We start from the raw sequence: 26,255 nt of genomic DNA, 5'->3' as shown, positions 1-26,255 counted from the left end.
TCGCTAGCGTTGCCGCATGCGAGAGATGTATCCGGAGATCGAGCCGCTGGAGACCGGCATGCTCGACGTGGGGGACGGCCAGCACATCTACTGGGAGGTGTCGGGCAACCGCGAGGGCAAACCCGTCGTGTTCCTGCACGGGGGCCCCGGGGGAGGCACCAGCCCGTCGCACCGACGCCTGTTCGACCCCGAGCGCTACCGGATCGTGCTCTTCGACCAGCGCGGCTGCGGCTTCTCCATCCCGCACGCCTCCGAGCCCGAGGCCGACCTCTCGGCCAACACGACCTGGCACCTCGTCGCCGACATGGAGCGACTGCGCGGGCACCTCGGCATCGACCGCTGGCAGGTGTTCGGCGGCTCGTGGGGGAGCGCGCTCGCCCTCGCCTACGCGCAGACGCACCCCGAGCGGGTGACCGAGATGGTGCTGCGCGGCATCTTCACCCTGCGCAGGCAGGAGCTCGACTGGTTCTACGAGGGCGGCGCCTCGGCGATCTTCCCCGACCTGTGGGAGGAGTTCCTGGCCCCCGTGCCGCCGGCCGATCGCGCCCACCTCATCGAGGCCTACGGCCGGCTCCTCACCGACCCCGACCCGCTCGTCTACGAGCCCGCCGCGATCGCGTGGTCGCGCTGGGAGTCCTCGACGATCACCCTGCTGCCGCAGGCCGAGACCATCGCCCGCTTCACCGCGCCCGAGTACGCGGCGGCGTTCGCGCGCATCGAGAACCACTACTTCCGTCACGGCGGCTGGTGGGAGGAGGGGCAGCTCATTCGGGATGCCTCGCGCCTCCGCGACATCCCAGCGGTGATCGTGCAGGGCCGCTATGACATGTGCACGCCCGTGATGACCGCCTGGGACCTGCACCGCGCCTGGCCCGAGGCCGAGTTCACCATCGTCGACGACGCGGGCCACGCCTTCGACGAACCCGGCATCCTCGACGCGCTCATCACCGCCACCGACCGCTTCGCGGAGGAGTCGGCGCTCGCCGATCGCGCCGTTCGCGCCGGTCGCGAGGACCAGGCCGAGGCCGAGGCTCCTGCGGATGACGCGGATGACGCGGATGACGCGGATGACGCGGATGACGCGTCGGACTCGGCGGACGCCGGGCCGGATGACCCCACCGCCGCCGAGTCGGAGTAGCGTCGGGACATGACGTTCAACCCCGACGCGGACATCAGCGGCGGCAAGGCCTCGAAGCGCGGACGCAACACGGGCATCGCCGTCGGCGGCGGCCTCGGCGTCATCGCGCTCTTCGTGCTCTCCCAGTTCCTCGGCGTCGACCTCACGGGGCTCCTCGGCTCGGGCGGGGGCGGCGCGCCGGCGGCGAGCGACTCGTCGCTCGAGCACTGCCAGACCGGCGCCGATGCGAACGAGTACGTCGAATGCCGCATGCAGGGCGCCTCGGCCTCGCTCGAGGAGTACTGGGAACGGGAGTCGGCGGAGCTCGGGTTCGACTACGCCGGCCCACAGGCGTTCATCCTCTTCGACCAGGCCACGTCGACGGGGTGCGGCAGCGCGTCGTCGGCGACGGGCCCGTTCTACTGCCCGCCCGACCAGACCGTCTACATCGACGTCACGTTCTACGACGAGCTGCGCCAGCGCTTCGGCTCGACCGGCGGACCGCTCGCCGAGATGTACGTGATCGCCCACGAGTGGGGCCACCACGTGCAGAACGTGCTGGGCATCCTCGAACGCGCACAGGACGGCCAGACCGGGCCGGCGTCGAACGCCGTGCGCGTCGAGCTGCAGGCCGACTGCTTCGCGGGGGCGTGGGCGGCGGATGCCTCGACGGTTCCCGACGACAACGGAGTGCCCTTCCTCCAGCCGATCAGCCAGTCCGAGTACCGCGACGCGCTGAGCGCCGCCGCCGCCGTCGGCGACGACCGGATCCAGCAGGCCGCGCAGGGGCAGGTGAACCCGCACACCTTCACGCACGGCTCGAGCGAGCAGCGCGTGCGCTGGTTCGAGACCGGCTTCGAGCAGGGGGCCGCGGCGTGCGACACCTTCTCGGTGTCGGGTTCGCAGCTCTGAGGCGACGAATCCGATGATCGGCGTCATGATCGGGGCGTCGCACGGTCTCTTCTGATGAGGGACGCCATGGAGCGCGTCCGACGGGAGATCCGAGCCATGCGACGACGACGTGCTGTTCCGGTTCCGCACCGCGAGTTCTTCCGCGCGGTGACGATCGAGGAGACCGTTGCGCTCGCCTGCAGCTGCCCCAGGGGCGTGGACCACTGGTACGCGGAGGCGCGCGCCGGAGCCGAGCGGGGTGCGCCGCGCCAGGCGCCGGCCGACGGCCGGGCTGGAGACCCGCTCGACGCGTCGACCGCCGCCCTCGTGCCGCGCCCTACTCGCTGATCGCGGCCGCGATCGCCTGGCCGAGCTGTACGGGCTTCGTGAATTGGGGCCAGTGGCCCGTTGGCAGGTCGACGTAGTCGACGCGCTTCACCTTCGCGAGCTCGCGGGTGAAGGGCACGTCCCCGGCGATCCACTCGGTCAGCATCGCGCTCGGGAACTCGCAGGCGATCACCGTGACCGGAACGTCGTAGCGGCGCTCGTCGGAGAGCTCGATGCCGTCGGTGGCGACCGCGGCCGGCTCGGGGATCGCCCGCGCGCGGAACTCGGCGCGCAGCGTCTCGTCGAGGTCGACGAGGTCTTCGTCGCCGAAGAGCTCCCAGGGGGGCAGCGGGATCTCGCCGTCCACGATCGGCAGTTCGTCGTTGATGGAGTCGCCGTGCGCGAGGGGGCCCGCGTCGACGTAGACGACCCGGGCGATGCGATCGGGGCGGGTGTCGGCGACGCCGTGGGCGATGGCGCCCCCGCCGGAATGCCCGACCAGCACGACCTGCCCGGGCAGCGCGTCGACCGCCGCGACGACCGCGTCGATGTGGGTGCGCAGCCCGATGCCCGCGCGCTCGGCGTCGCGCGACTCGAGGCCGGGCAGCGTGAGTGCGTGCACCGTGTGGCCCGCCTCCTCGATGAGTGGGGTCACCCGCTGCCATGACGAGGCATCGAGCCAGAATCCGGGGATGAGGATGACGTCCATGCTCCGACGTTAGCGGGGCCCGCCGACACGGGAGGGCGGCGGTGCTCGACACCTGTACTGGGGCAGACGCGGGGCATCCCGATGTGAGACCATCGGCGCATCGGGATGGCTCGACCGCTGGAGCGGAGGATGTCATGACAGGACTCGAAGGGGCGAACGTGCTCGTGACCGGCGGAGCCGGCACGGTCGGATCGACCCTGGTCGACCGACTGCTCGACCAGGGGGTCGGCTCGGTCGTCGTGCTCGACAACCTGGTGCGCGGCAGGCTCGCGAACCTCGACGGGGCGAGATCGACCGGCCGGGTCACCCTCGTCGAGGGCGACATCCGGGATCGGGACCTCGTCCACGACGTGACCCGGGGCCGGGACCTCGTGTTCCACGAAGCCGCGATCAGGATCACCCAGTGCGCCGAGGAACCCCGTCTGGCGCTCGAGGTGCTCGTCGACGGGACCTACAACGTCGTCGAGGCCGCCGCGGACGCGGGCGTCTCGAAGCTCGTGGCGGCCTCGAGCGCCTCGGTCTACGGCATGGCCGAGGAGTTCCCGACCGGCGAGCGCCATCACCACCACAACAACGACACCATGTACGGCGCGGCGAAGTCGTTCAACGAGGGGCTCATCCGCAGCTTCCGTGCGATGCGCGGGCTCGATTTCGTCGTGCTCAGGTACTTCAACGTCTACGGTCCGCGGATGGACGTGCACGGGCTGTACACCGAGGTGCTCGTCCGCTGGATGGAGCGGATCGCGGACGGCATCCCGCCGCTCGTCTTCGGCGACGGCCGGCAGACGATGGACTTCGTCTTCACGGACGACGTCGCCCGGGCGAACGTCCTCGCCGCCGCGAGCCCCGTCACCGAGGGCGTCTACAACATCGCGAGCGGGACGGAGACGAGCCTGCTCGAGCTCGCGCAGGCGCTGATCCGGGTGATGGGCGCCGACCTCGAGGTCGAGCACGGGCCGGAGCGCGAGGTGAACGGCGTGGTCCGGCGGCTCGCCGACACCCGCGCCGCCCGCCGCGACCTCGGCTTCGAGGCGCAGGTCGGGCTCGAGGACGGCCTGCGGAGCCTCGTCGAGTGGTGGCGGCCGCTCCGCGAGGAGATCGCGCTCGGGCGCGGACTCGTCTCATGACCGACCGCGTGAACGTAATGCTCCCGTGGCTCGGCGAGGAGGAGATCGCGGCGGTCGCGGCGGTGATCGCGAGCGGGTGGGTCGCCCAGGGCCCGAAGGTCGCCGAGTTCGAGACGCGGTTCGCCGCGGCGATGCAGGCCGACCACGCGGTCGCGACGACGAGCTGCACGACGGCCCTGCACCTCGCGCTCGTCGTCGCCGGGATCGGCCCGGGCGACGAGGTCGTGATCCCCTCGTTCTCGTTCGTGGCGACGGCCAACGCGGTGCGGTACGTGGGCGCGGTGCCCGTCTTCGCCGACGTCGACGCCGTCACCGGTGACCTCGACGCCGCCACCGTCGCCGCGGCGCTGACCCCGGCCACGCGGGCCGTCATCGTGGTCGACCAGGGCGGAGTGCCGGTCGACGTGGAGGCGATCCGCGCCGTCGTCCCCCGGGAGGTCGTGCTCATCGAGGATGCGGCTTGCGGTGCGGGCTCGACGTACCGGGGCGCGCCGGTCGGGCGCGGCGCCGACGTCGCGGCGTGGTCGTTCCACCCCCGCAAGCTCCTGACGACCGGGGAGGGCGGAATGCTCACGACCGGCCGGCGCGAGTGGGCGGACCGGGCGCGCCGGCTGCGGGAGCACGCGATGAGCGTGTCGGCGGCTGAACGGCATCGCTCGGTGCTCCCCGCGCTCGAGGAGTACGGGGAGGTCGGCTTCAACTACCGGATGACCGACCTGCAGGCCGCGGTCGGGATCGTGCAGCTCGCCCGCCTGCCCGAGATCGTCGCGCGTCGTCGCGAGCTCGCCGCACGCTACGCGGACGCGGTGGCCGACCTGCCGGGCCTCCGGCTCGTCGGCGACCCCGAGTGGGGCGAGGGCAACTTCCAGTCGTGCTGGCTCGAGGTCGGCCCCGAATCCGGTCGGACCAGGGAGGGCCTGCTCGAGGCGCTCGCCGCGAGCGACGTCTCGGCGCGGCGGGGCATCATGGCCATCCATCGGCAGCCCCCGTACCGCGACGCGGTCGCCCCCGGTCGCCTGCCGGTGACCGAGCGGCTGACCGACCGGACGCTGATCCTGCCGCTGTTCCACCAGCTCACCGAGACGCAGCAGGATCGGGTCATCGCGGTGCTGACCGCGTGAGCCGCGACATCCGTCGACCGGCCGGGCACCCGGGCGCGGTCGTCGTCACCCGGCGCGCACCGCGGCCACGAGCGCCTCGGCGACGCGCTCCTGCTGCGCCCTGGTGAGGTGGGGCGACATCGGCAGCGAGAGCAGCCGCGGCGCCTCGGTCTCGCTCACCGTGAGCGGGACGGTCCGAGGGCGGTCCCGGAACGCGGGCGTGCGGTGGATCGGCGAGGGGTAGTGGATGCCGGCGCCGATGCCGGCGGCGGCGAGCTCGTCGAGGACGCGGTCTCGCTCGTCGAGACGGACGACGTAGAGGTGCCAGGCATCCTCGTTGCCCGGCAGGACCGTCGGGAGGACGACCTCGTCGACCCCGCCCAGCAGTTCGGCGTAGTAGGCGGCGACGGCACGACGTCGGGCGTTCCACTCGGGGAGCCGCCTGAGCTTCACCGCGAGCACGACGGCCTGCAGGGCATCGAGCCGGGAGTTGAAGCCGACCAGGTCGTGGGCGTACTTCGTGCGGCTGCCGTGCGCGGCGAGGGTGCGCACCGTGTCGGCCAGCATCTCGTCGTCGGTCGTGACGGCACCGCCGTCGCCGGCCGCGCCGAGGTTCTTCCCGGGGTAGAAGCTGGTCGCGGCGATCGCGCCGAGCCCGCCCGCCGCGCGGCCGAACCGCGTCGCGCCCTGCGCCTGCGCGGCATCCTCGACGACGACGGCGCCGCACGCCTCGGCGATCGGGGAGTAGCGCTCGATCGGCGCCACCTGCCCGAAGAGATGCACGGGGACGATCGCCCGGGTGCGATCGGTGACGGCGGCCGCCGCGCTCGCCGGGTCGAGGAGCAGCACATCGGGCAGTGCATCGGCGAAGACGGGCGTCGCGCCGGCACGGACCACCGCTTCGGCGGTGGCGATGAAGGAGTTCGCGGGAAGGATCACCTCGTCGCCGGCGCCGAGGCCGAGCGCCCGGAGGGCGAGCTCGAGCGCATCGGTCCCGTTCGCGACGCCCACGCAGGAGCGGACGCCGATGCTCTGGGCGTACGCCGCCTCGAACGCGGCGACGTTCGGACCGCCGATGAAGGTCGCCGTGCGGAGCACCTCGAGGAGCGCGGGCTCGAGCTCGTCGCGGATCTCCTCGAACTGGGCCGCGAGGTCGAGGAACGGGACCGGTTCGGGTGCTCCCGACGCAGTCGGGTGCCGGGCGGGCGAGGGTCCGTCTCGGGTGCCGATGGGCATGGCCGCCTCCAAGGGTCGTGCTGCTGCCATCGTCCTCGCACGACGTGGCGACGACGACCCCCCGTACGGGTAGGTGCGGCCGGCGACGGTCGGGCCTACGCTGCACGGATGGGGGAGGCGACCCCGACGAGCGGCGCCCCGGACGAGCCCGTCGGCGACGACGAGGGCGCGACCGGACCGTCGCGACTCCGGCGGGCCGCCGCGGTCGCGCTGGTGCTCTACGCCGTGGCGCTCGCGGCGTTCCTGCTCGTGCCCGGCGCACCCAGCACGGCGCTCGACACGTCGTTGGGTGTCGTCCAGGAGGGACTCGGCTGGTCGAGCGTGCGCCGCGGCGCGATCGAGGTCGCCGCGAACGTCGCCGTCTTCATCCCGCTCGGGTTCCTGATCGCCGCCGTCACCGGGCGGCGATCGATCGGCATCCTCGTTCCGGTCGCGCTCTCGCTCCTCGCCGAGGCGGTGCAGCTGATGCTGCCCGATCGCACGGCGAGCCTCCGGGATGTCGCGGCGAATGCGGCGGGAGCGGTGCTCGGAGCGCTGCTCGCGTGGGCGGTCGTGCCGCATCGCCGTCGACCGGCGCGTCCTGCCGCCGAGATTTCGCCCTCGAACGGGTGACGTGCGCGCCGGGCGCGCACGGACGATAATCGGCAGCAGAGCCATTCCGAGCAATCCTCAGCTCATTCCCGGAGTGACGGGAGGAACCCCATGAGCATCGAAGACGTCCCGGTCTTCATCCTCGCCGGTGGCCTGGGAACGAGGTTCCGGGAGCAGACCCACCTGCTGCCGAAGCCCATGATCGAGGTCGGCGGCAAGCCGATCCTGTGGCACATCATGGACACGTACGCGGGCTTCGGCTTCCGCCGCTTCGTGGTGTGCGCCGGCTACAAGGCCGAAGTGATCAAGGACTACTTCCTCAACTACCAGAAGATCCACTCCGATTTCACGGTCGACATGCGCCGGCGAACCGTGACGTTCCACTCCAACGGAGTGGAGGACTGGTCGGTGACGGTCGCGGACACCGGGGCGACGACGATGACCGGGTACCGCGTGCACGACGCAACCGACCGATTCCTCGCCGACTGCGACACGTTCGCGCTCACCTACGGCGACGGGCTGACCGATGCGAACCTCGGGGCGGAACTCGCGTTCCACCGTGCGCACGGCAAGATCGGCACCGTGCTCGGGATCCACCCGCCCTCCCGCTTCGGCGAGCTGAAGGCGAAGCACGACGCCGTCACCACGTTCGCCGAGAAACGGCCGCTCGCGAACAGCTGGATCTCGGGCGGGTTCTTCTTCCTCGACCGCCGCTTCACCTCCTACCTGTCGTCCGACCCCGACCTCGTCCTCGAGGAGTCGCCGATGCGGTCGCTCGTCGCGGACCACGAGCTCATGATGTACCGGCACGAAGGATTCTGGGCCTGCATGGACACCCAGCGCGACCGCGATCAGCTCGACGCCCTCGCGAACGGGCCGAACCCGCCGTGGCGCCCGGAGCTCCAGATCGAGTCGGACCGGCCCCTGCGCATCACGGTCGGTGCCCATTGAATCCGGTCGATCCCAGGGCGGAGGACCTCGCCGAGATCCACGAGCGCTTCACCTCCCGCGCCGCCCTCAGGGACAGCACGGTCGTGGTCACGGGAGCGGGCGGATTCCTCGGCTACACCCTCGTGGGCTACCTCGTCGAGTACGCGGCCGAGCTGGGTCTCGCAGGCGTCGTGGCCGTCGACCGCGCGGCGGGCGCCGACGGGCACTGGCTCACCCGCCTGGCCGCACGGCACCCGCACCTCGAGGTCGTCGCCGGCGATGTCGTCGAGTTCGCGCACGGGCCGCTGGCCGAGGTCCGGGGCCGGGTACATCTCGTGCACGCCGCCTCGATCGCGTCCCCGACCACGTATCGCCGATTCCCGCTCGAGACGATCGACGCGAACGTGTGGGGACTGCGCGCGATGCTCGACGCCGCGCGCGAGGTGGACCTCGGAGGGTTCCTGTTCTTCTCGAGCAGCGAGATCTACGGAGACCCCCCGCCGGAGGCCGTCCCCACCCCCGAGGAGTACCTCGGCAACGTCTCGTGCGTCGGCCCCCGGGCCTGCTACGACGAGTCCAAGCGGATCGGCGAGACGCTCTGCTGGGTCTACGCCACGCAGTTCGGCCTGCCCGTCACCGTCGTGCGGCCCTTCAACAACTTCGGGCCGGGGATGAGCCCCATGGATCGGCGGCTGCCCGCCGACCTCGCGTCACGCGTCCTCGCCGGCGAAGACCTCGAGCTGTACTCGTCGGGTACGCCGAGCCGGACCTTCTGCTACGTCGCGGACGCCGTCGTCGGCTACCTGCTCGCCCTGGCGCACGGCCGTTACGACTGCTTCAACATCGGGGCCGACGGGCCCGAACTCACGGTCGAGGCGTTCGCCGAGCGATTCCGCGCCGTCGCCGCCGAGCTGATCGGCTACCGCGGCTCGGTCGTCCGGCGCACCTCCGACGACCCCGACTACCTGACCGGCAACCCGCAGCGCCGATGCCCGGATCTCACCAGGGCGCGCGCCGTGCTCGGCTACGAGCCCCGCGTCGAGGTGGACGCCGGGATCGCCCGCTTCCTCTCGCACCTCGTGCTCGAGCGCGACGGGGCGATGGCATGAACGTCACGATCATCGGCACGGGCTACGTCGGACTCGTCACGGGGCTCGGCCTCGCCGCGGCCGGGCACACCGTGCTCGGCATCGACTCCCGCCCCGAGGTCGTCGAGCGGCTGAACGCCGGACGCCCCCACATCTACGAGGACGGGGTCGCCGATGCCCTCGAGCGGATGCTCCTGGCCAGGAGCATCCGATTCGCGGAGCCCGACGTGGAGCAGATCGCGGCGACCGACGTCGTGCTGATCGCCGTCGGCACGCCGTCGACCGCGGACGGCATCGACCTCGCCCAGGTGCGCAGCGCGGTGCAGCTCGCGGCCCACGCGCTCCGACGGTCGACCACCCCGATGAGCGTGATCATGAAGAGCACCGTCGTGCCCGGGACCACCCGCGAACTCGTCCCGCGCGTCATCCGGGAGACCACGGGCATGGAGCCGGACGAGTACGGACTCGGGATGACGCCGGAGTTCCTCCGCGAGGGCTCCGCGCTCGCCGACTTCTCGACGCCGGACCGCCTCGTGCTCGGGTACGAGAACGAGCGGGGGCTCGACGCGCTGCGGGAGCTCTTCGCGCGCTTCGAGGCGCCTCGACTCGAGGTGAACACGTCGACGGCCGAGCTCATCAAGTACGCGAACAACCTCTTCCTGGCGCTGCAGATCTCGGCTTCGAACGAGATCGCCGCCGTGGCATCCTCATTGGGCGACGTCGACCCCCGCGTCGTGATGCAGGGCGTGCTCGCCGACCACCGCTGGAGCGGTGCGCCGCAGCCGGGCAAGGCCGCACCGCCGATCGAGCGGTACCTCGTGCCGGGGCCGGGGTTCGGCGGGAGCTGCTTCCCGAAGGACGTGCAGGCGATCCGCGAGTTCGGACGGCAGCTGGGGGTGCCCATGGCGATGGCCACGGCCATCCTCGAGGTGAACCGCCGCCAACCGCGCGCGAGCCTCGACGCCATGCTCGACGGACTCGACGCGATCGCCGGGGCCGAGGCGCTCGTGCTGGGCCTCGCCTTCAAGCCGGGCACGGACGACGTCCGCGAGACGCCGGCGGCGGAGATCGTCCGCGGTCTCCTCGACCGCGCCGCCTCCGTGCGGGTGCACGACCCGATGGCGGCGCGCACGTTCACCGAGGCGTTCGGCCCGTCGGTGCGGGTCGCCGAGCGTTGGGAGGAGGCCGCGCGGACCGCCGACGTCGTCGTGGTCGTGACCCCGTGGCGGGAGTACGTCCGCCTGCCGGAGTTCGTCGGCGGCGGGGCGATCGTGCTCGATCCGCGGCGGGCGTTCGAGCCCGAATGGTTCGCGGTCGGCGTGCGCTACCGATCGATCGGGGTGCGTGCGCCATGACGGAGGTCCAGGAGACGCCGATCCCGGGGTGCGTCGTCGTCGGCTTCCACCGGGCGCACGACGACCGCGGGTCGTTCGAGCGGGCCTACAGCGCCGACGAGCTCGCCGAGGTCGGCCACGGGTTCTGGATCGTGCAGGCGAACGTCGCGACGACCACGCGCGCCGGGACGGTCCGCGGCCTGCACTACCAGCTCGCGCCGTACGGCGAGCAGAAGCTCGTGCGCTGCGTCCGCGGCGCGGTCTTCGACGTCGCCGTCGACCTGCGCGAGGGGAGCCCCGCGCGCGGGCGATGGTTCGGGATCGAGCTCACGCCGGAGAACGGCCTGGCGATCCTGATCCCGCGCGGGTGCGCGCACGGCTATCTCAGCCTGCTGCCGGACAGCCAGATGGTCTACTTCAGCGACGCCGCGTACTGGCCTGCGGCCGAGCGGGTGCTCGCCGCCGAGCACGAGGAGACCGGGATCGCCTGGCCGATCCCGGTCGTCGAGTCGAGTGCGAAGGATGCCGCGGCGTCGCGCACCGACCGGCCGGAGTGGTCGGGCTACTGATGTCCGGCCCCGTTCGGCTGCTGATGACCGGGGCGACCTCGTTCAGCGGTGCCTGGATGGCCCGCGCCTGCGCCGAGGCGGGCATCGAGGTGCATGCGGCGATCCGGTCGGACCGGGCCGCGTACGACGGGGTGCGCTCGCATCGGCTCGCCATGCTCGGCGGCTCGGTGACCCTGCACCCCGGCGCGGTGCACCGCGCCGGGGCGCTCGCCGCGCTCATCGCCGAGGTCGGGGCGGATGTCGTCGGGTACCACGGGTACCCGATGGAGGGCTTCCGCTCGCCGGACTACGACGCCCTCGGGGCCGCGGCGGCGCTGACCGCCGATCTCGACGCCGAGCTCGCCGCCGCCGCCGATGCCGGGTCCGCGATCGTGTACACGGGGACCGTGTACGAACCCGGCCCGGTCGCCGGGGCGGAGGCCCGCGCCGCGGTGTCGGCCTACGGGCTCTCGAAGCGCGTCGCGTACGAGCGGCTCCGTCTGGCGGGAAGCCGCGCCGGGGTGCCGGTGCACCGCTTCGTCATCCCCAACCCGTTCGGACCGCTCGAGGAGGGCCGCTTCGGCAACCACCTCGCGACCGCCTGGGGACGCGGTGAGACGCCGGTGGTGCGCACGCCGCGCCTCATCCGCGACAACATCCCGGTGCGGGAGCTCGCCGTGCGGTACGCCGCCTTCGTGCTCGCGGGCGACGGGCGGGGCGTCTCGCTCGAGCCCTCCGGGTACATCGAAAGCCAGTTCGGCTTCGCCGGGCGCCTGGCCGAGGCGGTCGGCGTCCGCCTCGGCCGCGTCCTCCCGCTCGAGGCGCTGTGGGATGCCCCGGTCGAAGAGCCGCTCGTCGTGGTGAACGACGGCCGCACCTCGGCCTCGTTCGCCGCGAACGAGTCCGCCTACTGGGACGAGTACGCCGAGCACCTCCGTCAGCTGATGGCGGTGAGCGGTTCGTGAGCCGGCGCCGCTTCACCCGTTCGGGGGGACGCGAAGACGCGGGAATCGTGCCATGTTCGAACTGAGCAATTCTCACTGAAGGGTTGGGGCCCGTGACCGACTCGCTGGGCATCGCCGTCATCGGCGCAGGGTACTGGGGACCGAACCTCGCGCGGAACCTCCACGCGAGCGCCGACTGGCGTCTCGACGTGATCTGCGACCTGGATCCCGATCGGGCGGCGGCGCTCGCCGCCCGATTCGGCGGAGCGCGACCGGAGACGGACGTCGGGGCGGTGCTCGCCGACCCGCGCATCGACGCCGTCGCGATCGCGACTCCAGCGCGCACGCACGCGTCCCTCGCGTGCGCGGCGCTCGAGGCGGGCAAGCACGTGCTCGTCGAGAAGCCGCTCGCGGACAGCGGCGCCCACGCGGAATCGATGATCGAGGCGGCGAGCGCGAACCGCCTCGTGCTCATGGCCGACCACACGTACTGCTACACCCCGGCCGTGCTCAAGATCCGCGAGCTCATCGCCGAGGGGGCGCTCGGCGACATCCTGTTCCTCGACTCCGTCCGCATCAACCTCGGCCTCATCCAGCCCGACGTCGACGTCTTCTGGGATCTCGCCCCGCACGACCTGTCGGTCATCGACTTCGTCCTGCCCGACGGGCTCCGGCCCGAGTCGGTCTCCGCGATCGGCGCCGACCCGCTGGGAGCGGGCCGGGCCTGCCTCGGATACCTCACCCTCCCGCTCGGCGGCGGGGCGGTCGCCCACGTCCACGTCAACTGGCTCAGCCCGACGAAGGTCCGGCAGATGATCATCGGCGGAACGCGTCGCACGCTCGTCTGGGACGACCTCAACCCGCAGCAGCGGCTGAGCGTCTACGACCGGGGCGTGGACCTGGAGCTCCAGACGCTCGACGGCGTGGAGCGGGCCGAGGCGACCGTGTCGTACCGGCTCGGCGACACCTGGTCTCCCGCGCTTCCGGAGCGAGAGGCGATCGCCGTCATGGTCGGCGAGTTCGCCGCGAGCATCCGAGAGGGCCGCGCCGCCCGCACCGACGGCGCCGCCGGCGTGCGGGTGCTGCGCGTGCTCGAGGCCGCGACCGCGAGCGCCGCCGGCGGGGGAGCGCCCGTCGCCGTCCGAATCCCGGAGCCGGTGTCATGAACGAGGTCGTGCTCATCGGGGCGAGCGGGCTCGCACGCGAGGTCGTCGCTTCCGTGCAGGGCGCGAACCGCTACATCGGCATCCTCGACGACGACCCTTCCATGCACGGCCGGACGATCGCGGGGCTTCCCGTGCTCGGCGGAGTCGAGCTCGCCGCCGACCGCGCCGAGCGGCTCCTCGTGTGCGTCGGCGCCGGTGTGCTCCGACGCGCGATCGTGCGTCGGCTCGCCCTGCTCGGCGTCGGGGCGGATCGCTACGCCGTCCACGTCGCCGACCGCGCCGTGATCGGCACGGGCAGCCGGATCGGAGTGGGCGTCGTCCTCCTCGCCGGCGTCGTCGTCACCGCGGACGCCGTCGTCGGCGATCACGTCGTCGCGATGCCGAACGCCGTGGTGACCCACGACGACGACGTCGGCGACTACGCCACGCTCGCCGCCGGCGTGGCCCTCGGGGGCGGCGTCCGGCTCGGCGAGGCCGCCTTCCTCGGCATGAACGCCGCCATCGCCCCCGGCGTCGTCATCGGACGGGACGCCGTCATCGGCATGGGCGCGGTCGTACTCGCGGACGTGCCCCCCGCACAGACCTGGGCCGGGGTTCCGGCCCGTCCACTCACCCGCAATGACCCGAAGATCGCGAGGTCGGGATCGTGAGCAATCCCCATTCCCCCAGGAGCCTGACGGCGGTGCTCGCCGCCGGCATCCTCATCGCGGCATCCCTCGTCGTCGCCCCGACCGCCGCGACCGCGGCGGTGGGCTGCGGCACGGCGCCGAACCCCATCGTCTGCGAGAACGCGCTGCCCGGAACCGACCCGTCGGTCTGGGACATCGACGGCGCCGGCGACAGCGGCATCCAGGGATTCGCCACGGACATGAGCGTCAACGTCGGCGGCACGATCGGGTTCAAGATCGACACCTCGGCGAGAAACTACACGATCCAGATCTTCAGGATCGGGTACTACCAGGGCGACGGCGCCCGCAAGATCGCGGATGTCACGCCGTCGGCGACACTGCCGCAGAGCCAGCCCGCGTGCGTCACCGATGCCGCGACCGAGCTCTACGACTGCGGCAACTGGGGGCTCTCGGCCTCATGGGCGGTGCCGGCCGATGCGGTCTCCGGCGTGTACATCGCGCTGCTCGAGCGGCCCGACAACCAGGACTCCAGCCACATCACCTTCATCGTCCGCAAGGACGGGAGCCGCGCCCCCGTGCTCTTCCAGACCTCCGATCCCACGTGGCAGGCCTACAACACGTACGGCGGCTCGGACTTCTACCAGGGCGCCTCGAACGGGCGCGCGTACAAGATCAGCTACAACCGTCCGATCGTCACCCGGGACGCCCAACGCGGCCGGGACTTCTTCTTCGCGAACGAGTACCCGATGGTGCGGTTCCTCGAGCAGAACGGCTACGACACCGCCTACATCAGCGGGATCGACACGGACCGGCGAGGCGGCGAGCTCCTGAACCACAAGGTGTTCCTCTCGGTCGGACACGACGAGTACTGGTCGGGCGCGCAGCGGGCGAACATCACGGCCGCGAGGGACGCGGGCGTCAACCTGCAGTTCCTCTCGGGGAACGAGGGGTACTGGCGCACCCGTTACGAGCCGTCCACCGTCGGAGGCTCGACGCCCTACCGGACGCTCGTCTCCTACAAGGAGACCTGGTCGAACGAGAAGATCGATCCCGCTCCGGAATGGACCGGAACCTGGCGCGACCCGAGGTTCGCCGGAAACGCCGCCGGCGGCGGCCTTCCGGAGAACGCCCTGACGGGTACCGCGTACCAGTCGAACTTCACCGACCTGCCAATCAAGGTCTCCGCGGCCGAGGGGAAGGCGCGACTGTGGCGCAGCACGAGCCTGGCGTCGATGGCGACCGGGACGACGGCGACCCTCGCCGCGCACACCATCGGCTACGAGTCCGATGAGGACGTCGACAACGGGTTCCGCCCGCCGGGCCTCATCCGGCTCTCGACCACGGTCGGCCCGACCCCGCAGTACCTGCAGGACTTCGGCAACGACGTCGCCGAGGGCACCACGACGCACAACGTGACCCTCTACCGGGCGGCGAGCGGCGCGCTCGTGTTCGGCGCGGGCACGGTGCAGTGGACCTGGGGTCTCGATGCCACCCACGACGGCGAGGGCGCGGCGGCCGATTCGCGGATGCGGCAGGCGCAGGTCAACCTGCTCGCCGACATGGGCGCGAGTCCGGGGTCGCTGGCGAGCGGGCTGGTCGCGACCGCGGCCAGCACCGACCAGACCGCGCCGACCGCGACGATCACCGCTCCGGCGTCGGGCGCGATCGCGCACGGCACCGCGGTGACGGTCTCCGGCACCGCGTCCGACGCCGGCGGCGGCATCGTCGCGGGCGTCGAGGTCTCGACCGACGGCGGCGCATCCTGGCGGGCGGCGAACGGCACCACCTCGTGGTCGTACTCGTACGTCCAGAAGGGCGCGGGGGCGCAGACGATCCTCGCGCGGGCGATCGACGACAGCGCCAACCCCTCGGCTCCGGCGTCGCGCGCGATCACCGTGGGCGGGCCGTACTCGGTGTTCGGCGCCACCGTGCCGCCCGTGCCGGATTCGGGCGACACCTCGGGGGTCGAGCTCGGGCTCCGGTTCACGCCCTCGCAGGACGGGTACGTCTCCGGCGTCCGCTTCTACAAGAGCACGGCCAACACGGGCACCCACGTCGGGTCGCTCTGGAGCAGCAGCGGCACCCGTCTCGCGACCGTGACCTTCTCCTCGGAGAGCGCCTCGGGCTGGCAGACGGCGACGTTCTCGACCTCCGTCGAGGTGCTGTCGGGGCAGAGCTACGTCGTCTCCTACACGGCGCCGAGAGGGCGCTACGCGGTGACCCAGTACGCGTGGGCGTATCGCGGCGAGAACGCCGGGCCGCTCCTGGTCGCCGGCGGCTTCGGCGCCGCATCGGCCGGCGTGTACGGCAATGCCGGTGCCTTCCCGTCGTCGAGCTACCGCGGCGGCAACTACTTCGTCGACGCCGTCTACACGACGACCGACGGCTCGCCGCTCACGGCTCGATCCCATTCGCCGCTGCCCTCGTCGTCGAGCGTGCCGACTGACACGGCGATCTCCGCCATGTTCTCCAAGCCGGTGCAGCCCGCCTCGATCGACCTCCGGGTCGTCGACCAGAACGGCACGGCGATCGCCGGCACCACGGGCTACGCGGCCACCACCCGCACGGTCACCTTCACGCCCGCTGCACCGCTCAACGGCAACACGACGTACACGGCGACCCTCAGCGCGACCGATACCACCGGGAGCCCGCTGAGCTCCGGCGGCTCGTGGAGCTTCGTCACCGTGAAACCGGCACCTCCCGTCGGCACCTGCCCGTGCGGGGTCTTCACCGACGCCACGACGCCGGCCGTGCTCGAGGTGAACGACGCGGTGGCGCTCTCGCTCGGCATGCGGTTCACGAGCGCGGTCGACGGCACCGTGACCGGGATGCGCTTCTACAAGAGCGTGAACAACACCGGTGTGCACGTCGGCACGCTGTGGTCCGGCACCGGCACCCAGCTCGCGACGGTCACCTTCGGACCGGAGTCGTCGGCCGGCTGGCAGAGCGCGAGCTTCTCGTCGCCGATCGAGATCACCGCGGGCACCGAGTACCTGGTGTCGTACCGCAACACGGTGGGGATCTATCCGGTCACATCCGGGGTCTTCACCGGCGCGGGCGTGACTCGGACCCCGCTCACCGCGGGCAATAACGCGGGCGCGTACACCTACGGCACCGGGTTCCCGGCGTCGACCTCCACGTCGAGCTATCTCGTCGACGTGATCTTCGAACGCGGCCCGGAGCCCATCTCGCTCGTCTCGACCAGTCCGGTCAACGGCGCGATGAGCGTCGCGGTCGACACCACGGTCTCGGCGACGGTGACCACCGCGATCGTCGCCGGCTACGCGCTCACGGTGCGGCGCGCCGGCACCGCCGTCCCCGGAGCCACCACGCTCTCGGCCGACGGCAAGACGGTCATCTTCACGCCGGCGGCCCCACTCGCCGACGGCGCCACCTTCGAGGCGTCGCTCACGAATGCGACGACGTCGCAGGGCGTCAAGCTGCCGACGCAGACCTGGACGTTCTCGACCGGCGGCCCCGGAGCCACGAGCACGACACTGCTCGGCGACCGGACACCCGCGGTGACCGCGTCGGACGACTCCGCGGCGGTCTCGCTCGGGATGGCCTTCCGGCCGAGCGTCGACGGTGCGGTCACCGCGATCCGGTTCTTCAAGGGCACCGGCAACACCGGCACGCACACGGGCACGCTGTGGTCGGCCGCGGGCACGGTGCTCGGCCAGGTGACGTTCGAGAACGAGTCGGCACTCGGATGGCAGACCGCGACGCTGGCGGCACCGGTGCTGCTGAGCGCGGGACAGGACTACCTGGTCTCGTACCACGCGCCGAACGGCCACTACGCGTACACGAGCGGGGCCTTCACCGATCCGCTGACGGTCGGGCCGCTGACCGCGCTCGGGGGCGACAACGGCCGCTACCTGTACGGTGCGACGCCGGGGCTTCCGGTGAACTCGTGGCGTTCGACGAACTACTTCGTCGATGTCGTCTTCTCGCCGACGGCCGGGCCCGGGCCGACGCCGACCCCGACGCCGACGCCGACGCCCACCCCGACGCCGACGCCGACCCCGACGCCGACGCCCACCCCGACGCCGACGCCGACCCCGACCCCGACGCCCACGCCGACCCCGACGCCCGTACCGACGGTCACGCTCTTCGCGACCTCCGCCGTGCCGGCGCAGCCGAGCCGGCTCGACCTCCGGGCCGCGACCCGGGCCGTCCGCTTCCGCACGAGCGCCGCGGGCGTCGTGACCGGCCTGCGGTACTACCGCGGCCCCACCGACACCGCGCAGCACGTCGGCCGGCTGTGGAGCGCGACGGGCGCCTCGCTCGCCACCGCGACGTTCCCGGCCTCTTCGACACCGGGGTGGCAGGAGGTCTCGTTCGCGACCCCGGTGAGGCTGACCGTCGGTGCCGAGTACCGCGCGAGCTACGTCTCGGGCACGAGATACGCCTACACCGGAAGCGCGCTCTCCGCCGCCGTGCAGAACGGAGTGCTCTCGACGATCCCGAACGGCGGCGCGTACATCTACAGCAGCACCGTGTTCCCGAACAACCTCACCGCGCACAAGTACTGGATCGACGTGAGGTTCAGGCCCGATTGATGCGCATCGTGATCTGCCCGCATTCGCTCGAGCTCGGGGGAAGCCAGCGGAACGCGATCGACCTCGCGACCTCGTTCGTGCGACGCGGTCACGACGTGACGGTATTCGGCCCGGACGGTGAGCTCGTCGAGGTGCTCGACGCCCGTGGCATCCCGTTCGTCGAAGCGCCGCGGCCGCGGATGCGACCGTCGTACGCCGTCATGGACGCCCTGTGCGAGCTCGTCGACCATTCGTTCGCCGACCTCGTGCACGCCTTCGAATGGCCGCCGATCACCGAGGCCGTGTACGGGCCGTACGCACGCCGGCGCATCCCGGTCGTCGGGACCGTCATGTCGATGTCGGTCGCCCCGTTCATTCCCGAGCGGCTGCCGCTCACGGTCGGGACGCGGCACCTCCTCGAGACCGAGTCGGGCGTGCGCCGGAGGCTGCACCTGCTCGAGCCGCCCATCGACACCGCCCACGACCGTCCCCGCGATGTCCGTGAGGCTCGCGCGAGCCTGTCGATCCCCGACGGCGAGCTCGTCCTCGTCATCGTGGCCCGCCTCGTCAGGGAACTGAAGCTGGAGGGCATCCTCGCCGCGATCGCCGCGGTCGGCGTGCTCGCGCGGGAGCGACCCGTCCGGCTGGTCGTGGCCGGCGACGGGCCCGAGTCGGAGGAGGTGGCCGCCGCGGCCGCCGCGGAGAACGACCGCCTCGGCCGACGCGCCGTCGTCCTGCTCGGCAGCGTGCCCGACCCTCGCCGGGTCTACGCCGCCGCCGACGTCGTGCTCGGGATGGGGGGCTCCGCGCTGCGGGCGATGGCCTTCGCCAAGCCGGTGATCGTCCAGGGCGAGCTCGGGTTCTGGCGCACGCTGACGCCGGAGAGCGTCGACGGGTTCCTGGTCGACGGATGGTACGGCCGGGGCGAGGGCGACGACGGGGTCGCCGCGCTCCTGGGTGAGCTGGGGCCGCTGCTCGCCTCTGCCGCCACCCGAAGGGAGCTCGGCGAGTTCTCGCGGTCGGTTGTTGTGCGGCACTACAGCCTCGATGCGGCGGCGGATCGCGTCGAGGAACTCTACGTCGACGCCATCGTCAGAGGCCCGGAGATCGCACGCTGGAGGCTCCTCCGGCCATATCTCGCCGTCACGGCGTACGACCTCGATCGCAAGGTCCGTCGCCGGTTCGGCGCCGGCGTCGCCCGTGACGACTTCAACGCCCGCCCTGCGATCCGCACGGCGCGCGAGGTGGCGCCATGACCGACCCGGCGGAAGGCGAACTGGAATCGGCGATCGGCCGCGGCCTCGCCTGGAGCCTCATCAACACCGCGACCGCCCGGCTCGGTTCGTTCCTGACCGGGATCGTGCTGGCCCGGATCATCGCGCCCGACGCGTTCGGGGTGTACGCCGTCGCCCTGGTGGCGCTCAACGTGCTGCTCAGTGCGAACGAGCTCGGCGTCAGCGTCGCGCTGGTGCGCCATCCCGGGAGCGTCGACCGGATCGCCCCCACGGTGGCGGCCCTCTCCTTGGCCTCCAGCCTCGTCCTGTTCCTCGGGGCGCTCCTGGTGGCCGGCCCGTTCGCCGCGGCGCTCGGCGCGCCCGAGGCGACCGGCGTCGTCCAGCTGATGAGCGTCGCCGTGCTCCTCGACGGCATCGCGGCCGTCCCGAACGCGATGCTCACCCGGGCGTTCGCGCAGCGCGTGAGGCTCAGGATCGACCTCATCGCCTTCGCCGTGAGCACCCCGGTGACGATCGGGCTCGCGCTCGCCGGTTTCGGCGTCTGGAGCCTCGCGTGGGGGGCGGTCGTCGGCAACGCGACCGCCTCGATGCTCGCCCTGCTCTGGACCCCCGAGCGGCACGGGCTCGGATTCGACCGGGCGGTCGCGGCCGAGGTGCTGCGGTTCGGCCTCCCGCTCGCGGGATCCAGCCTGCTGCTGCTCGTGCTCGTGAACGTCGATTTCGCGGTCGTCGGCCGGGTGCTCGGCACCGAGCAGCTCGGCTTCTACTTCATGGCGTTCAACCTCGCCGCCTGGCCGCTCGTGCTGGTCTCCTCGATCGTGCGACGGATCACGACGGCGAGCTACGCCCGCATGAGCGACCGCGGCGACGGCGGCGCGACCTTCCGCACCTCGCTGCGCCTGGTCATGGGCGTCGCCGCGCTCCTGTGCACGCTGCTCGCTGCGTATGCGCCGGCGATCGTCGTCTTCCTCTACGGCGAGCGGTGGCGGCCCGCGGCCGCGGCGGTCCCGGCGCTCGTGGCGCTGAGCCTCGGGCGGATGCTCGTCGAACTGGCCTACGACTACCTGTCGGCCGTCGGCCGGACGGTCGGAACGGTGTGGCTGCACGCGGTCTGGCTCGTCGCGCTCGTGCCGGCGCTGTGGCTCGGCGCAGAACTCCTCGGGATCCGCGGCGTCGCCGTCGCGCATGCCCTCGTCGTGGTCGCGGTCGTCGTGCCCGGGGTCGGCATCGCCCTGCGCCGAGCCGGTGTGCCGGTCTTGCCGCTCGTGCGCGATCTGCTGCTGCCGGCCGGCGGTGCCGTCGCGGTGCTGCTCAGCGGCCTGCTGCTGACCTCGCTCCTGGAGGAGGGGTTCGTGCTGCTCGCCGTCGGCGGGGTGGTCGGCGTGCTCGTCTATGCGGCGATCGTCGGCCCCTGGCTGCTCAGGACCGCTCGGGCCTTCGCGGGCCGGCCGCCGCTCGAGGTGCGGCGTCGCCCACCGCGCCCCCGGAGGGCGCGGTCGGCGCGTTGAGGATGCGTTCGCGTCGCATCGTGTTCGACAGGGCGCCGATCACGCCGAGGGCGAGGAAGAGCACCGAGGTGACCTGTGAGAACGCGAAGGCGTCGAACGTCGCGTAGCCGCATGCGGCGGCGGCCACGAGCGCGAGGAGGGATTGCGCCAGGCTGCGAGTGCGCGGGTCGACGCTCGCACGTCGGCAGCCGACGGCACTCCACATCGCCACGACGAGCAGGCCGATGAAGGCGACCGTGCCGATGACGCCGATCTCGATCAGCAGGCCGAGGTACTGGTTGTCGAGGATCCGGTAGCGGGGCAGGAACGTGCCGAAGCCGCGACCGAAGAGCGGTGACCGCTCGATGAACTCCCACGCCAGGACGTAGCTGTCGGTGCGGGAACGCGCACTGCCGTCGGCGGCGATCCCGGTGAAGAGCCGGGTCAGCGTGCCGAGCATCCCCGGGATCGCGACGTAGACGAAGCCGAGCAACGAGACGATGACCGCGTAGGTGACCCTCCGGCGACCGCGCGGCCAGGTGGGCAGGACCACGGCGAGCGCGATCACGACGGCGAGCATGGCGGAACGGGAGACCGTGATCGGGATGGCGAGGGCGATCGCGGCCACCGGGAACCATCGCATCACCCGGCTGCGATGCGTGTCGAGGATCGCGAAATGCAGCGCGAGGGGGAGGATCATCGCGAGGAGCACGCCGAACTCGAGCGGATGGATCGAGGTTCCCGCCGCACGATTGAATCCGTCTCGGTCGTAGATGCTCGTGAGGTCGGTGTTGGGGGTCAGCCCGGGGATCTGGATCAGGTCGACGATGGGTGCTCCCGTCGCGAACTGCAGGATGCCGACGACGGCGACGACCCCGCCGAGGGAGACGAGCAGCCGGAGGGGCGACTCCATCCTTCGCACGCCGATGAGCCCGTCGCTCGCGAGCAGCATGATGCCGAACAACGAGGCGATGAGGATCAGCCCACGATCCGCCGCGCTCAGCTCGATCGCCTCGATCGGGCGGGTCGTCGCAGCGACGAAGCTCACGAGCACTGCGACCGCGAAGTACAGCATCGCCCGCCGGACGGGTTGCACGGGCGCGAGCGTCGCCGAGGTGCGATTGAGTTGTGCGACGAGCCACCACACCAGTGCGATCAGTCCGAGGACGGTGGCGGGCGGTCCGACTGCGCCGAGGGCGGGGATGGTGAGATTGGAGGGGATCAGCATCACCGCGAGGATGTAGGCGCCGATGAACCATCCACTGTCGATCGCGCCGGTCGGCTCCGAGTCCGAACGGAAGCGGGGCGCCGTTCGCCGGCGATCGCGTCGCACCGCGGCGGCTTTGGCGCGCACCGCGATCACCGACCGCGGGTCGAAGCGGGTTCGGCGGCATCGTCCTCGACGACGTCGCCATCTTCGGCGGAGGCCTCGTCCGGCGGGTCGGCGCCGGCCGACGCGGTCGGAGCCGGAACGCGGGGTTCTGCGGGTTCGGGTTCTTCGTCGGGTTCCGTCGGCTCGGGTTCTTCGTCGGGTTCCGTCGGCTCGGGTTCTTCGTCGGGTTCCGTCGGCTCGGGTTCTTCGTCAGGTTCTGCGGGTTCGGGTCCTTCGTCGGGTTCCGTCGGCTCGGGTTCTTCGTCGGGCTCGGATGTCTCGGGTGCCTCGATCGGATCCGTCGAGGGGTGATCGGTGGGAGTGTCGTCGTCCTTCGACGACTCGTCGGAGGAGGCCCCCTCCGCATCGGCCTGGGGCGTTGCATCCTCAGCGACGGCTGCCGCAGCCCGCTGAGCGATCTTGGCCCTGCGGCGCCGGCGCAGGGCGTCGAACGACACGGCGAACAGCAGCGTGAGCACGAGCCCGGCGGCGCCGACCACGATCATCGCGCGCACCAGGTTGCCGGGATTCGGCTCGGCGACGGTGTTGTCGGTGACCGTCATCAGCCTGAGCTGGAACGCCGGGGCCGCCGCGACCTCGTCCTGGAGCTGCAGCAGGCGTGCCTCGCCGAGTTCGAGCAGTTCGGCGAGCGCGCCCCTCGCCTCCGCCTCGGTGCGGGCGTTCACGGCGAACTCGAGCACCGAGCCCGAGACGCTCGCGTCCTCTTCGACGGTGTACTCGATCCCGGAGCCCTCCGGCGCGATCTGGTCGACGGTGCGCGTGTCGGTCAGCGAGTTCGCGAGCACGCCGGCGGCGATGTCGAGCCCGCCGAGGTCGAGGAAGGGATTCAGGACGGGCTTCGTCTCGCCCGTCGGGGCCACCGCGTTCGCCGGCGGCAGCAGCAGGACCGACGCCGTCAGGTCGTAGGTGACCGGCACGTAGCGGGGCACGAGGGTGAGGAGCCCGGCCGTGGCGATGAGGCCGGCGAGCAGGATGTACCAACGTCGGCCGGCGGTCCGCAGAACGCTCCCCGCTCCCAACATCACCTCCACGATTTGTCGACGATGTTAGGTTGAGTCTATGCTACGCACCCGCGTGTGGTGGAGTGTCCCGTTCGGGGGGTTCCGGTGACCGTCTGGGACCTCCTCGCGCGGCTCGGCCGCCGGTGGTACCTCCTGCTCGCGGTGGCGCTGCTGACGGCGGTCGCCGCGTGGTGGGCGGTGTCCGTGCCCCCCACGTACTTCGCGAACGTGCGCGTCGTCTTCGTCCCGCCGGCGTCCACCGAGGAGAACGTGCTGGTGCACCCGCCGGGGTCGCTCATCGACTTCGCCGGCGTCGTCGGCCGGTCGATCGAATCGACGGGAACGTCCGAGCCGGTCTCCGCGGAGGTCACCCTGCTCGGAGAAGGACGCACCGAGGGCTACCTCGTGCGCCAGGCGAACAGCGGCGGACAGTGGCAGTACGCCTTCGACGACCCGGTGCTCGAGGTGCAGGCCGTCGGCCCGACGCCGGAGGCGGCGATGGCGAGCCTGGAGGAGGGGGTCGCCGCGGTCCGCTCCACGACGATCGAACTGCAGGACGACATGGGGGTCCCCTCCGGGGCGCGGATCGTCACGACGCTCAATCCGTCGACGCCGCGGCTCGAACGCGAGTCGGGGAGCAAGATCCGGGCGGTCGCCGCGATCGCGCTGGTCGGTGGCATCGCCATGCTGGTGGTCGCCGGCGTCCGGCCGCGCAGCGGTGGCGGGGCATCCCCGCGCTCACCGCGCGGAACCGCTGGACCGGCGCTCGATGAGCGCGGCGAAGTCCGCCGCACGTGAGGCCCAGCTCTGCCGCTGCGCATACGCCGCCCGACGGGCGGCGGCGTCGCGATCCGGCTCGGCCCGAAGCGCCCTGAGCGTCAGCTCGGCGAACTGCGCCGGGCTCGACGCGATGTCCACCAGCCCGGGCGGGATCCTCCGCGTCGAGGGAAGGTCGCTCACGACGGCCGGACGCCCGGCAGCGAGGTACTCGAGCGTCTTGAGCGGATGGCTCGCGCGGTTGAACTCGCTGTCGGTGTACGGGGTCAGGCCGACCGAGATCTGTCGCAGGTACGAGGGCAGCGATTCGAACGGCTGTGCGCCGACCCACTGCACGTTCGGGCGTTCGAGCAGGGCCCCCACCCGGTCGAGGTCGAAGGTGAGCTGTCGTGGGCCGACGAGCAGCAGCGACGCGCCCGTGTCGGCGACGGCTTCGAGCATCGTGAGATCGATCCGCTCGGAGAGGTGCCCGATGAACCCGGCGATCGGTGCGGGCAGCGTCACGTCGGCGGCGGGGACCGCTGTGTCCACCGCGGCGAAGCGCTCGGTGTCGCAGCCGTTCGGGATGATCTCGATCACCCGCCCGGGGGCCGCCCAGCGATCGGCGATGACGTCGGAGACCGCGACCGCGAGGTCGGCCTTGCCGAGCTGCCGGGCCTCCCGTCGGCGGAGCGAGGCCGCCGACAGTCCGAGGATGTCGGCGCCCGCCGACCAGTCGTCGGTGCCGTACAGGATCTTGACCGCGGTGGGGCACGCGTCGAACACATCGTCGAGCGAGCCCACGATCAGTGCGCGCGGTTCGCCGCCGAGCCGCCGGACGGCCCGGGCGATCGCGCGCCGCGTCACCCACTCGCCGACCTCGCGGAGGACCGGCCTGGTGATGCCCGGCACGGTGACCGGCGTGAGCCGGACGAGCCCGGGGGCGATCCGTCGCAGGCGCGGCGCGCGCCCGCGGCGGAGGGCGGGCTTTCGCAGCGGGGTGAGCACCGACATGGCGGGGTCGACGAACAGCACGGGCGTCGTCGTCGACAGGTGCAGGGCGAGGTGCTTGTCCGAGAGCCAGGTGTCGTCCCACGAGTTGCCGGACGCGAGGACGACCAGCCCCTCCCAGCCTTCGAGGTCGAGCCCGCCGTCGTCGGCTCCGGCGCGCGTCATACGACCCGGCTCGTCTCGTCTCGGAGCCATCCGCTCCGACCGGAGCGCCGTGCGCGGCGCTCCGCGGAGCGAGCCGCGACGGTCATGAGCAGGAAGACCGGCATGCGGAGGAGCATCCGCGGTTCGCGCACCACGATCGCGGCGAGGTCGCGCGGATGCGTCGCGGAGGACTCCGGCGAGCGGCCCGCCGCGCGCAGTTCCCGCATCCCCCCGATCGCGCGGATGCGGCGCTTCAGCAGCGACGTCCACGTCCGTGCGGGCCAGACGCGGGACTCCGCGCCGAGCGTGATCGTGCGTTCCTCGGGGCGGAATGCGTCCGAGAACGCGGCGTCGTCGGCCGTGTACCGAGGCAGGGCGGAGACCCGCGCCCAGCCCGGTTCCGAGAGCGCGATGACGCCCCGGCCGAACAGCCCCGTCCGGACCTGCGGCAGTCGCTCCCAGACGTCGTAGTACCACTTGGCGGGCATCGAGACCCCGGCGCGGTCGAGGCGGCGGCGGGGGGCCGTCGCGAGGATGCCGCCGTCGTCGCGGAGCGTCGCGACGAGCGCGCGGAGGGCCGTGGTGTCGAGCGCGACGTCGGCGTCCACGAACACGATCGGGAAGGCGTCGGTCGCCGCGCCTCCCGCCTCGATGGCGGCGTACTTCGACGCGGTGGGGATGCTCAGCACCTCGACCCCGGCGAACGTCGCGGCGACCTCGGCAGTGCCGTCGGTGCATCCGTTGCAGACCACGAGCACTCGGAACTCGCCCGGGTGCGCGTCCTCGAGCAGCGGACGCAGCAGCCGCGGGAGGGCGACCTCCTCGTCGTGGGCAGGGATCACCACGGTGCACGCGGTTCCCTGCCGGACCATCTGGGGTGCTCCTCCCCGCAACGGTGGGAATCAGACTACTCTCGCGCTCCTGCGCGGGGCAGTGCCGGAGACGCCCCAGCA

General features: G+C 72.1%; 22 protein-coding genes and 1 pseudogene. 17 read left to right on the top strand and 6 right to left on the bottom strand.

What is annotated here, in order from left to right:
- Positions 1 to 16: 16 nt before the first annotated feature.
- The 3 genes and pseudogenes from pip to ACFVTR_RS07280 all read left to right on the top strand — a co-directional run.
- Positions 17 to 970: pseudogene (gene pip / locus ACFVTR_RS07290) on the top strand (prolyl aminopeptidase); the annotation flags it as partial.
- Positions 971 to 1,147: 177 nt separating this feature from the next.
- A complete protein-coding gene (locus ACFVTR_RS07285) occupies positions 1,148 to 2,029 on the top strand; it encodes a neutral zinc metallopeptidase (protein ID WP_387036028.1) in 882 nt (293 codons plus the stop codon).
- 96 nt (positions 2,030 to 2,125) lie between these two features.
- Positions 2,126 to 2,356: a hypothetical protein gene (locus ACFVTR_RS07280; RefSeq protein WP_387036026.1), complete on the top strand. Its 231-nt coding sequence runs from the start codon at positions 2,126 to 2,128 to the stop codon at positions 2,354 to 2,356.
- Here ACFVTR_RS07280 and ACFVTR_RS07275 read toward each other — a convergent pair.
- On the bottom strand, positions 2,346 to 3,044 hold the full coding sequence (locus tag ACFVTR_RS07275; protein ID WP_387036025.1) for an alpha/beta fold hydrolase: 699 nt from the start codon (positions 3,042 to 3,044) through the stop codon (positions 2,346 to 2,348). The genes ACFVTR_RS07280 and ACFVTR_RS07275 overlap by 11 nt on opposite strands.
- Before the next feature lie 134 nt (positions 3,045 to 3,178).
- Here ACFVTR_RS07275 and ACFVTR_RS07270 point away from each other — a divergent pair, with 134 nt between their 5' ends.
- Complete coding sequence (locus ACFVTR_RS07270) at positions 3,179 to 4,171, top strand: NAD-dependent epimerase/dehydratase family protein (RefSeq protein ID WP_387036023.1); 993 nt, start codon at positions 3,179 to 3,181, stop codon at positions 4,169 to 4,171.
- Complete coding sequence (locus ACFVTR_RS07265; RefSeq protein ID WP_387036021.1) at positions 4,168 to 5,292, top strand: DegT/DnrJ/EryC1/StrS family aminotransferase; 1,125 nt, start codon at positions 4,168 to 4,170, stop codon at positions 5,290 to 5,292. Before ACFVTR_RS07270 ends, ACFVTR_RS07265 begins: the two co-directional genes overlap by 4 nt.
- Before the next feature lie 45 nt (positions 5,293 to 5,337).
- Here the strand turns inward: ACFVTR_RS07265 and ACFVTR_RS07260 are convergent, their stop codons facing one another.
- Positions 5,338 to 6,507 (bottom strand): DegT/DnrJ/EryC1/StrS family aminotransferase, encoded by a 1,170-nt coding sequence (locus ACFVTR_RS07260; protein ID WP_387036019.1) that lies wholly within the window; start codon positions 6,505 to 6,507, stop codon positions 5,338 to 5,340.
- A gap of 108 nt (positions 6,508 to 6,615) precedes the next feature.
- On the opposite strand from ACFVTR_RS07260, the gene ACFVTR_RS07255 reads away from it, so the two are divergent.
- The 11 genes from ACFVTR_RS07255 (at position 6,616) to ACFVTR_RS07205 (ending at position 21,018) form a co-directional block, all read left to right on the top strand.
- Positions 6,616 to 7,119, top strand: coding sequence for a VanZ family protein (locus ACFVTR_RS07255; protein WP_387036017.1), 504 nt, complete (start codon positions 6,616 to 6,618; stop codon positions 7,117 to 7,119).
- Positions 7,120 to 7,209: 90 nt separating this feature from the next.
- Positions 7,210 to 8,049: a sugar phosphate nucleotidyltransferase gene (locus ACFVTR_RS07250; RefSeq protein WP_387036016.1), complete on the top strand. Its 840-nt coding sequence runs from the start codon at positions 7,210 to 7,212 to the stop codon at positions 8,047 to 8,049.
- Positions 8,046 to 9,137, top strand: a complete 1,092-nt coding sequence (locus tag ACFVTR_RS07245) for an NAD-dependent epimerase/dehydratase family protein (protein WP_387036015.1) — start codon at positions 8,046 to 8,048, stop codon at positions 9,135 to 9,137. Before ACFVTR_RS07250 ends, ACFVTR_RS07245 begins: the two co-directional genes overlap by 4 nt.
- Positions 9,134 to 10,471 carry a UDP-glucose dehydrogenase family protein gene (locus ACFVTR_RS07240; RefSeq protein ID WP_387036014.1) on the top strand — a complete coding sequence of 446 codons (1,338 nt, stop codon included), beginning with the start codon at positions 9,134 to 9,136 and terminating at the stop codon, positions 10,469 to 10,471. The genes ACFVTR_RS07245 and ACFVTR_RS07240 overlap by 4 nt, the downstream gene beginning before the upstream one ends.
- Positions 10,468 to 11,019 (top strand): dTDP-4-dehydrorhamnose 3,5-epimerase family protein, encoded by a 552-nt coding sequence (locus ACFVTR_RS07235; RefSeq protein ID WP_376943947.1) that lies wholly within the window; start codon positions 10,468 to 10,470, stop codon positions 11,017 to 11,019. The genes ACFVTR_RS07240 and ACFVTR_RS07235 overlap by 4 nt, the downstream gene beginning before the upstream one ends.
- A complete protein-coding gene (locus ACFVTR_RS07230) occupies positions 11,019 to 11,963 on the top strand; it encodes an NAD-dependent epimerase/dehydratase family protein (protein ID WP_387036012.1) in 945 nt (314 codons plus the stop codon). The genes ACFVTR_RS07235 and ACFVTR_RS07230 overlap by 1 nt, the downstream gene beginning before the upstream one ends.
- 92 nt (positions 11,964 to 12,055) lie before the next feature.
- Complete coding sequence (locus tag ACFVTR_RS07225; RefSeq protein ID WP_387036010.1) at positions 12,056 to 13,108, top strand: Gfo/Idh/MocA family protein; 1,053 nt, start codon at positions 12,056 to 12,058, stop codon at positions 13,106 to 13,108.
- On the top strand, positions 13,105 to 13,758 hold the full coding sequence (locus ACFVTR_RS07220; RefSeq protein ID WP_387036008.1) for a NeuD/PglB/VioB family sugar acetyltransferase: 654 nt from the start codon (positions 13,105 to 13,107) through the stop codon (positions 13,756 to 13,758). Before ACFVTR_RS07225 ends, ACFVTR_RS07220 begins: the two co-directional genes overlap by 4 nt.
- Positions 13,755 to 18,296, top strand: a complete 4,542-nt coding sequence (locus ACFVTR_RS07215; RefSeq protein ID WP_387036006.1) for a DUF4082 domain-containing protein — start codon at positions 13,755 to 13,757, stop codon at positions 18,294 to 18,296. The genes ACFVTR_RS07220 and ACFVTR_RS07215 overlap by 4 nt, the downstream gene beginning before the upstream one ends.
- On the top strand, positions 18,296 to 19,531 hold the full coding sequence (locus ACFVTR_RS07210) for a glycosyltransferase family 4 protein (protein WP_387036004.1): 1,236 nt from the start codon (positions 18,296 to 18,298) through the stop codon (positions 19,529 to 19,531). The genes ACFVTR_RS07215 and ACFVTR_RS07210 overlap by 1 nt, the downstream gene beginning before the upstream one ends.
- Positions 19,528 to 21,018, top strand: a complete 1,491-nt coding sequence (locus ACFVTR_RS07205) for an oligosaccharide flippase family protein (protein ID WP_387036002.1) — start codon at positions 19,528 to 19,530, stop codon at positions 21,016 to 21,018. Before ACFVTR_RS07210 ends, ACFVTR_RS07205 begins: the two co-directional genes overlap by 4 nt.
- Here ACFVTR_RS07205 and ACFVTR_RS07200 read toward each other — a convergent pair.
- Complete coding sequence (locus ACFVTR_RS07200) at positions 20,930 to 22,351, bottom strand: O-antigen ligase family protein (RefSeq protein WP_387036000.1); 1,422 nt, start codon at positions 22,349 to 22,351, stop codon at positions 20,930 to 20,932. The two genes, ACFVTR_RS07205 and ACFVTR_RS07200, sit on opposite strands and share 89 nt — an antisense overlap.
- Before the next feature lie 5 nt (positions 22,352 to 22,356).
- The gene (locus ACFVTR_RS07195; RefSeq protein ID WP_387035997.1) at positions 22,357 to 23,412 is read right to left on the bottom strand and encodes a hypothetical protein; all 1,056 of its coding nucleotides are present in this window, start codon (positions 23,410 to 23,412) and stop codon (positions 22,357 to 22,359) included.
- 84 nt (positions 23,413 to 23,496) lie between these two features.
- Between ACFVTR_RS07195 and ACFVTR_RS07190 the strand changes: the two genes are divergently transcribed.
- Positions 23,497 to 24,189, top strand: a complete 693-nt coding sequence (locus ACFVTR_RS07190) for a hypothetical protein (protein ID WP_387035994.1) — start codon at positions 23,497 to 23,499, stop codon at positions 24,187 to 24,189.
- On the opposite strand, the gene ACFVTR_RS07185 is transcribed toward ACFVTR_RS07190, so the two are convergent.
- Both ACFVTR_RS07185 and ACFVTR_RS07180 read right to left on the bottom strand, forming a co-directional pair.
- Complete coding sequence (locus tag ACFVTR_RS07185; RefSeq protein ID WP_387035992.1) at positions 24,130 to 25,323, bottom strand: glycosyltransferase; 1,194 nt, start codon at positions 25,321 to 25,323, stop codon at positions 24,130 to 24,132. The genes ACFVTR_RS07190 and ACFVTR_RS07185 overlap by 60 nt on opposite strands.
- Positions 25,320 to 26,174 (bottom strand): glycosyltransferase, encoded by an 855-nt coding sequence (locus tag ACFVTR_RS07180; RefSeq protein WP_387035990.1) that lies wholly within the window; start codon positions 26,172 to 26,174, stop codon positions 25,320 to 25,322. Before ACFVTR_RS07180 ends, ACFVTR_RS07185 begins: the two co-directional genes overlap by 4 nt.
- Positions 26,175 to 26,255 lie beyond the last annotated feature (81 nt).

The organism is Agromyces sp. NPDC058126 (genome assembly GCF_042884595.1).
Taxonomy (GTDB): Bacteria; Actinomycetota; Actinomycetes; order Actinomycetales; family Microbacteriaceae; genus Agromyces.
The sequence above is the reverse complement of the archived record's forward strand: the minus strand, read 5'-3'. Positions and strand labels throughout refer to the sequence as shown.

Excerpts from the sequence above, each read along its gene's own strand:
- ACFVTR_RS07240 (WP_387036014.1), top strand. The coding sequence starts at position 9,134 with ATGAACGTCACGATCATCGGCACGGGCTACGTCGGACTCGTCACGGGG.
- ACFVTR_RS07230 (WP_387036012.1), top strand. The coding sequence starts at position 11,019 with ATGTCCGGCCCCGTTCGGCTGCTGATGACCGGGGCGACCTCGTTCAGC.
- ACFVTR_RS07285 (WP_387036028.1), top strand. The coding sequence starts at position 1,148 with ATGACGTTCAACCCCGACGCGGACATCAGCGGCGGCAAGGCCTCGAAG.
- ACFVTR_RS07260 (WP_387036019.1), bottom strand. The coding sequence starts at position 6,507 with ATGCCCATCGGCACCCGAGACGGACCCTCGCCCGCCCGGCACCCGACT.
- ACFVTR_RS07195 (WP_387035997.1), bottom strand. The coding sequence starts at position 23,412 with ATGTTGGGAGCGGGGAGCGTTCTGCGGACCGCCGGCCGACGTTGGTAC.
- ACFVTR_RS07250 (WP_387036016.1), top strand. The coding sequence starts at position 7,210 with ATGAGCATCGAAGACGTCCCGGTCTTCATCCTCGCCGGTGGCCTGGGA.
- ACFVTR_RS07235 (WP_376943947.1), top strand. The coding sequence starts at position 10,468 with ATGACGGAGGTCCAGGAGACGCCGATCCCGGGGTGCGTCGTCGTCGGC.
- ACFVTR_RS07255 (WP_387036017.1), top strand. The coding sequence starts at position 6,616 with ATGGGGGAGGCGACCCCGACGAGCGGCGCCCCGGACGAGCCCGTCGGC.
- ACFVTR_RS07220 (WP_387036008.1), top strand. The coding sequence starts at position 13,105 with ATGAACGAGGTCGTGCTCATCGGGGCGAGCGGGCTCGCACGCGAGGTC.
- ACFVTR_RS07270 (WP_387036023.1), top strand. The coding sequence starts at position 3,179 with ATGACAGGACTCGAAGGGGCGAACGTGCTCGTGACCGGCGGAGCCGGC.
- ACFVTR_RS07210 (WP_387036004.1), top strand. The coding sequence starts at position 18,296 with ATGCGCATCGTGATCTGCCCGCATTCGCTCGAGCTCGGGGGAAGCCAG.
- ACFVTR_RS07180 (WP_387035990.1), bottom strand. The coding sequence starts at position 26,174 with ATGGTCCGGCAGGGAACCGCGTGCACCGTGGTGATCCCTGCCCACGAC.
- ACFVTR_RS07265 (WP_387036021.1), top strand. The coding sequence starts at position 4,168 with ATGACCGACCGCGTGAACGTAATGCTCCCGTGGCTCGGCGAGGAGGAG.
- ACFVTR_RS07275 (WP_387036025.1), bottom strand. The coding sequence starts at position 3,044 with ATGGACGTCATCCTCATCCCCGGATTCTGGCTCGATGCCTCGTCATGG.
- ACFVTR_RS07185 (WP_387035992.1), bottom strand. The coding sequence starts at position 25,323 with ATGACGCGCGCCGGAGCCGACGACGGCGGGCTCGACCTCGAAGGCTGG.
- ACFVTR_RS07205 (WP_387036002.1), top strand. The coding sequence starts at position 19,528 with ATGACCGACCCGGCGGAAGGCGAACTGGAATCGGCGATCGGCCGCGGC.
- ACFVTR_RS07280 (WP_387036026.1), top strand. The coding sequence starts at position 2,126 with ATGCGACGACGACGTGCTGTTCCGGTTCCGCACCGCGAGTTCTTCCGC.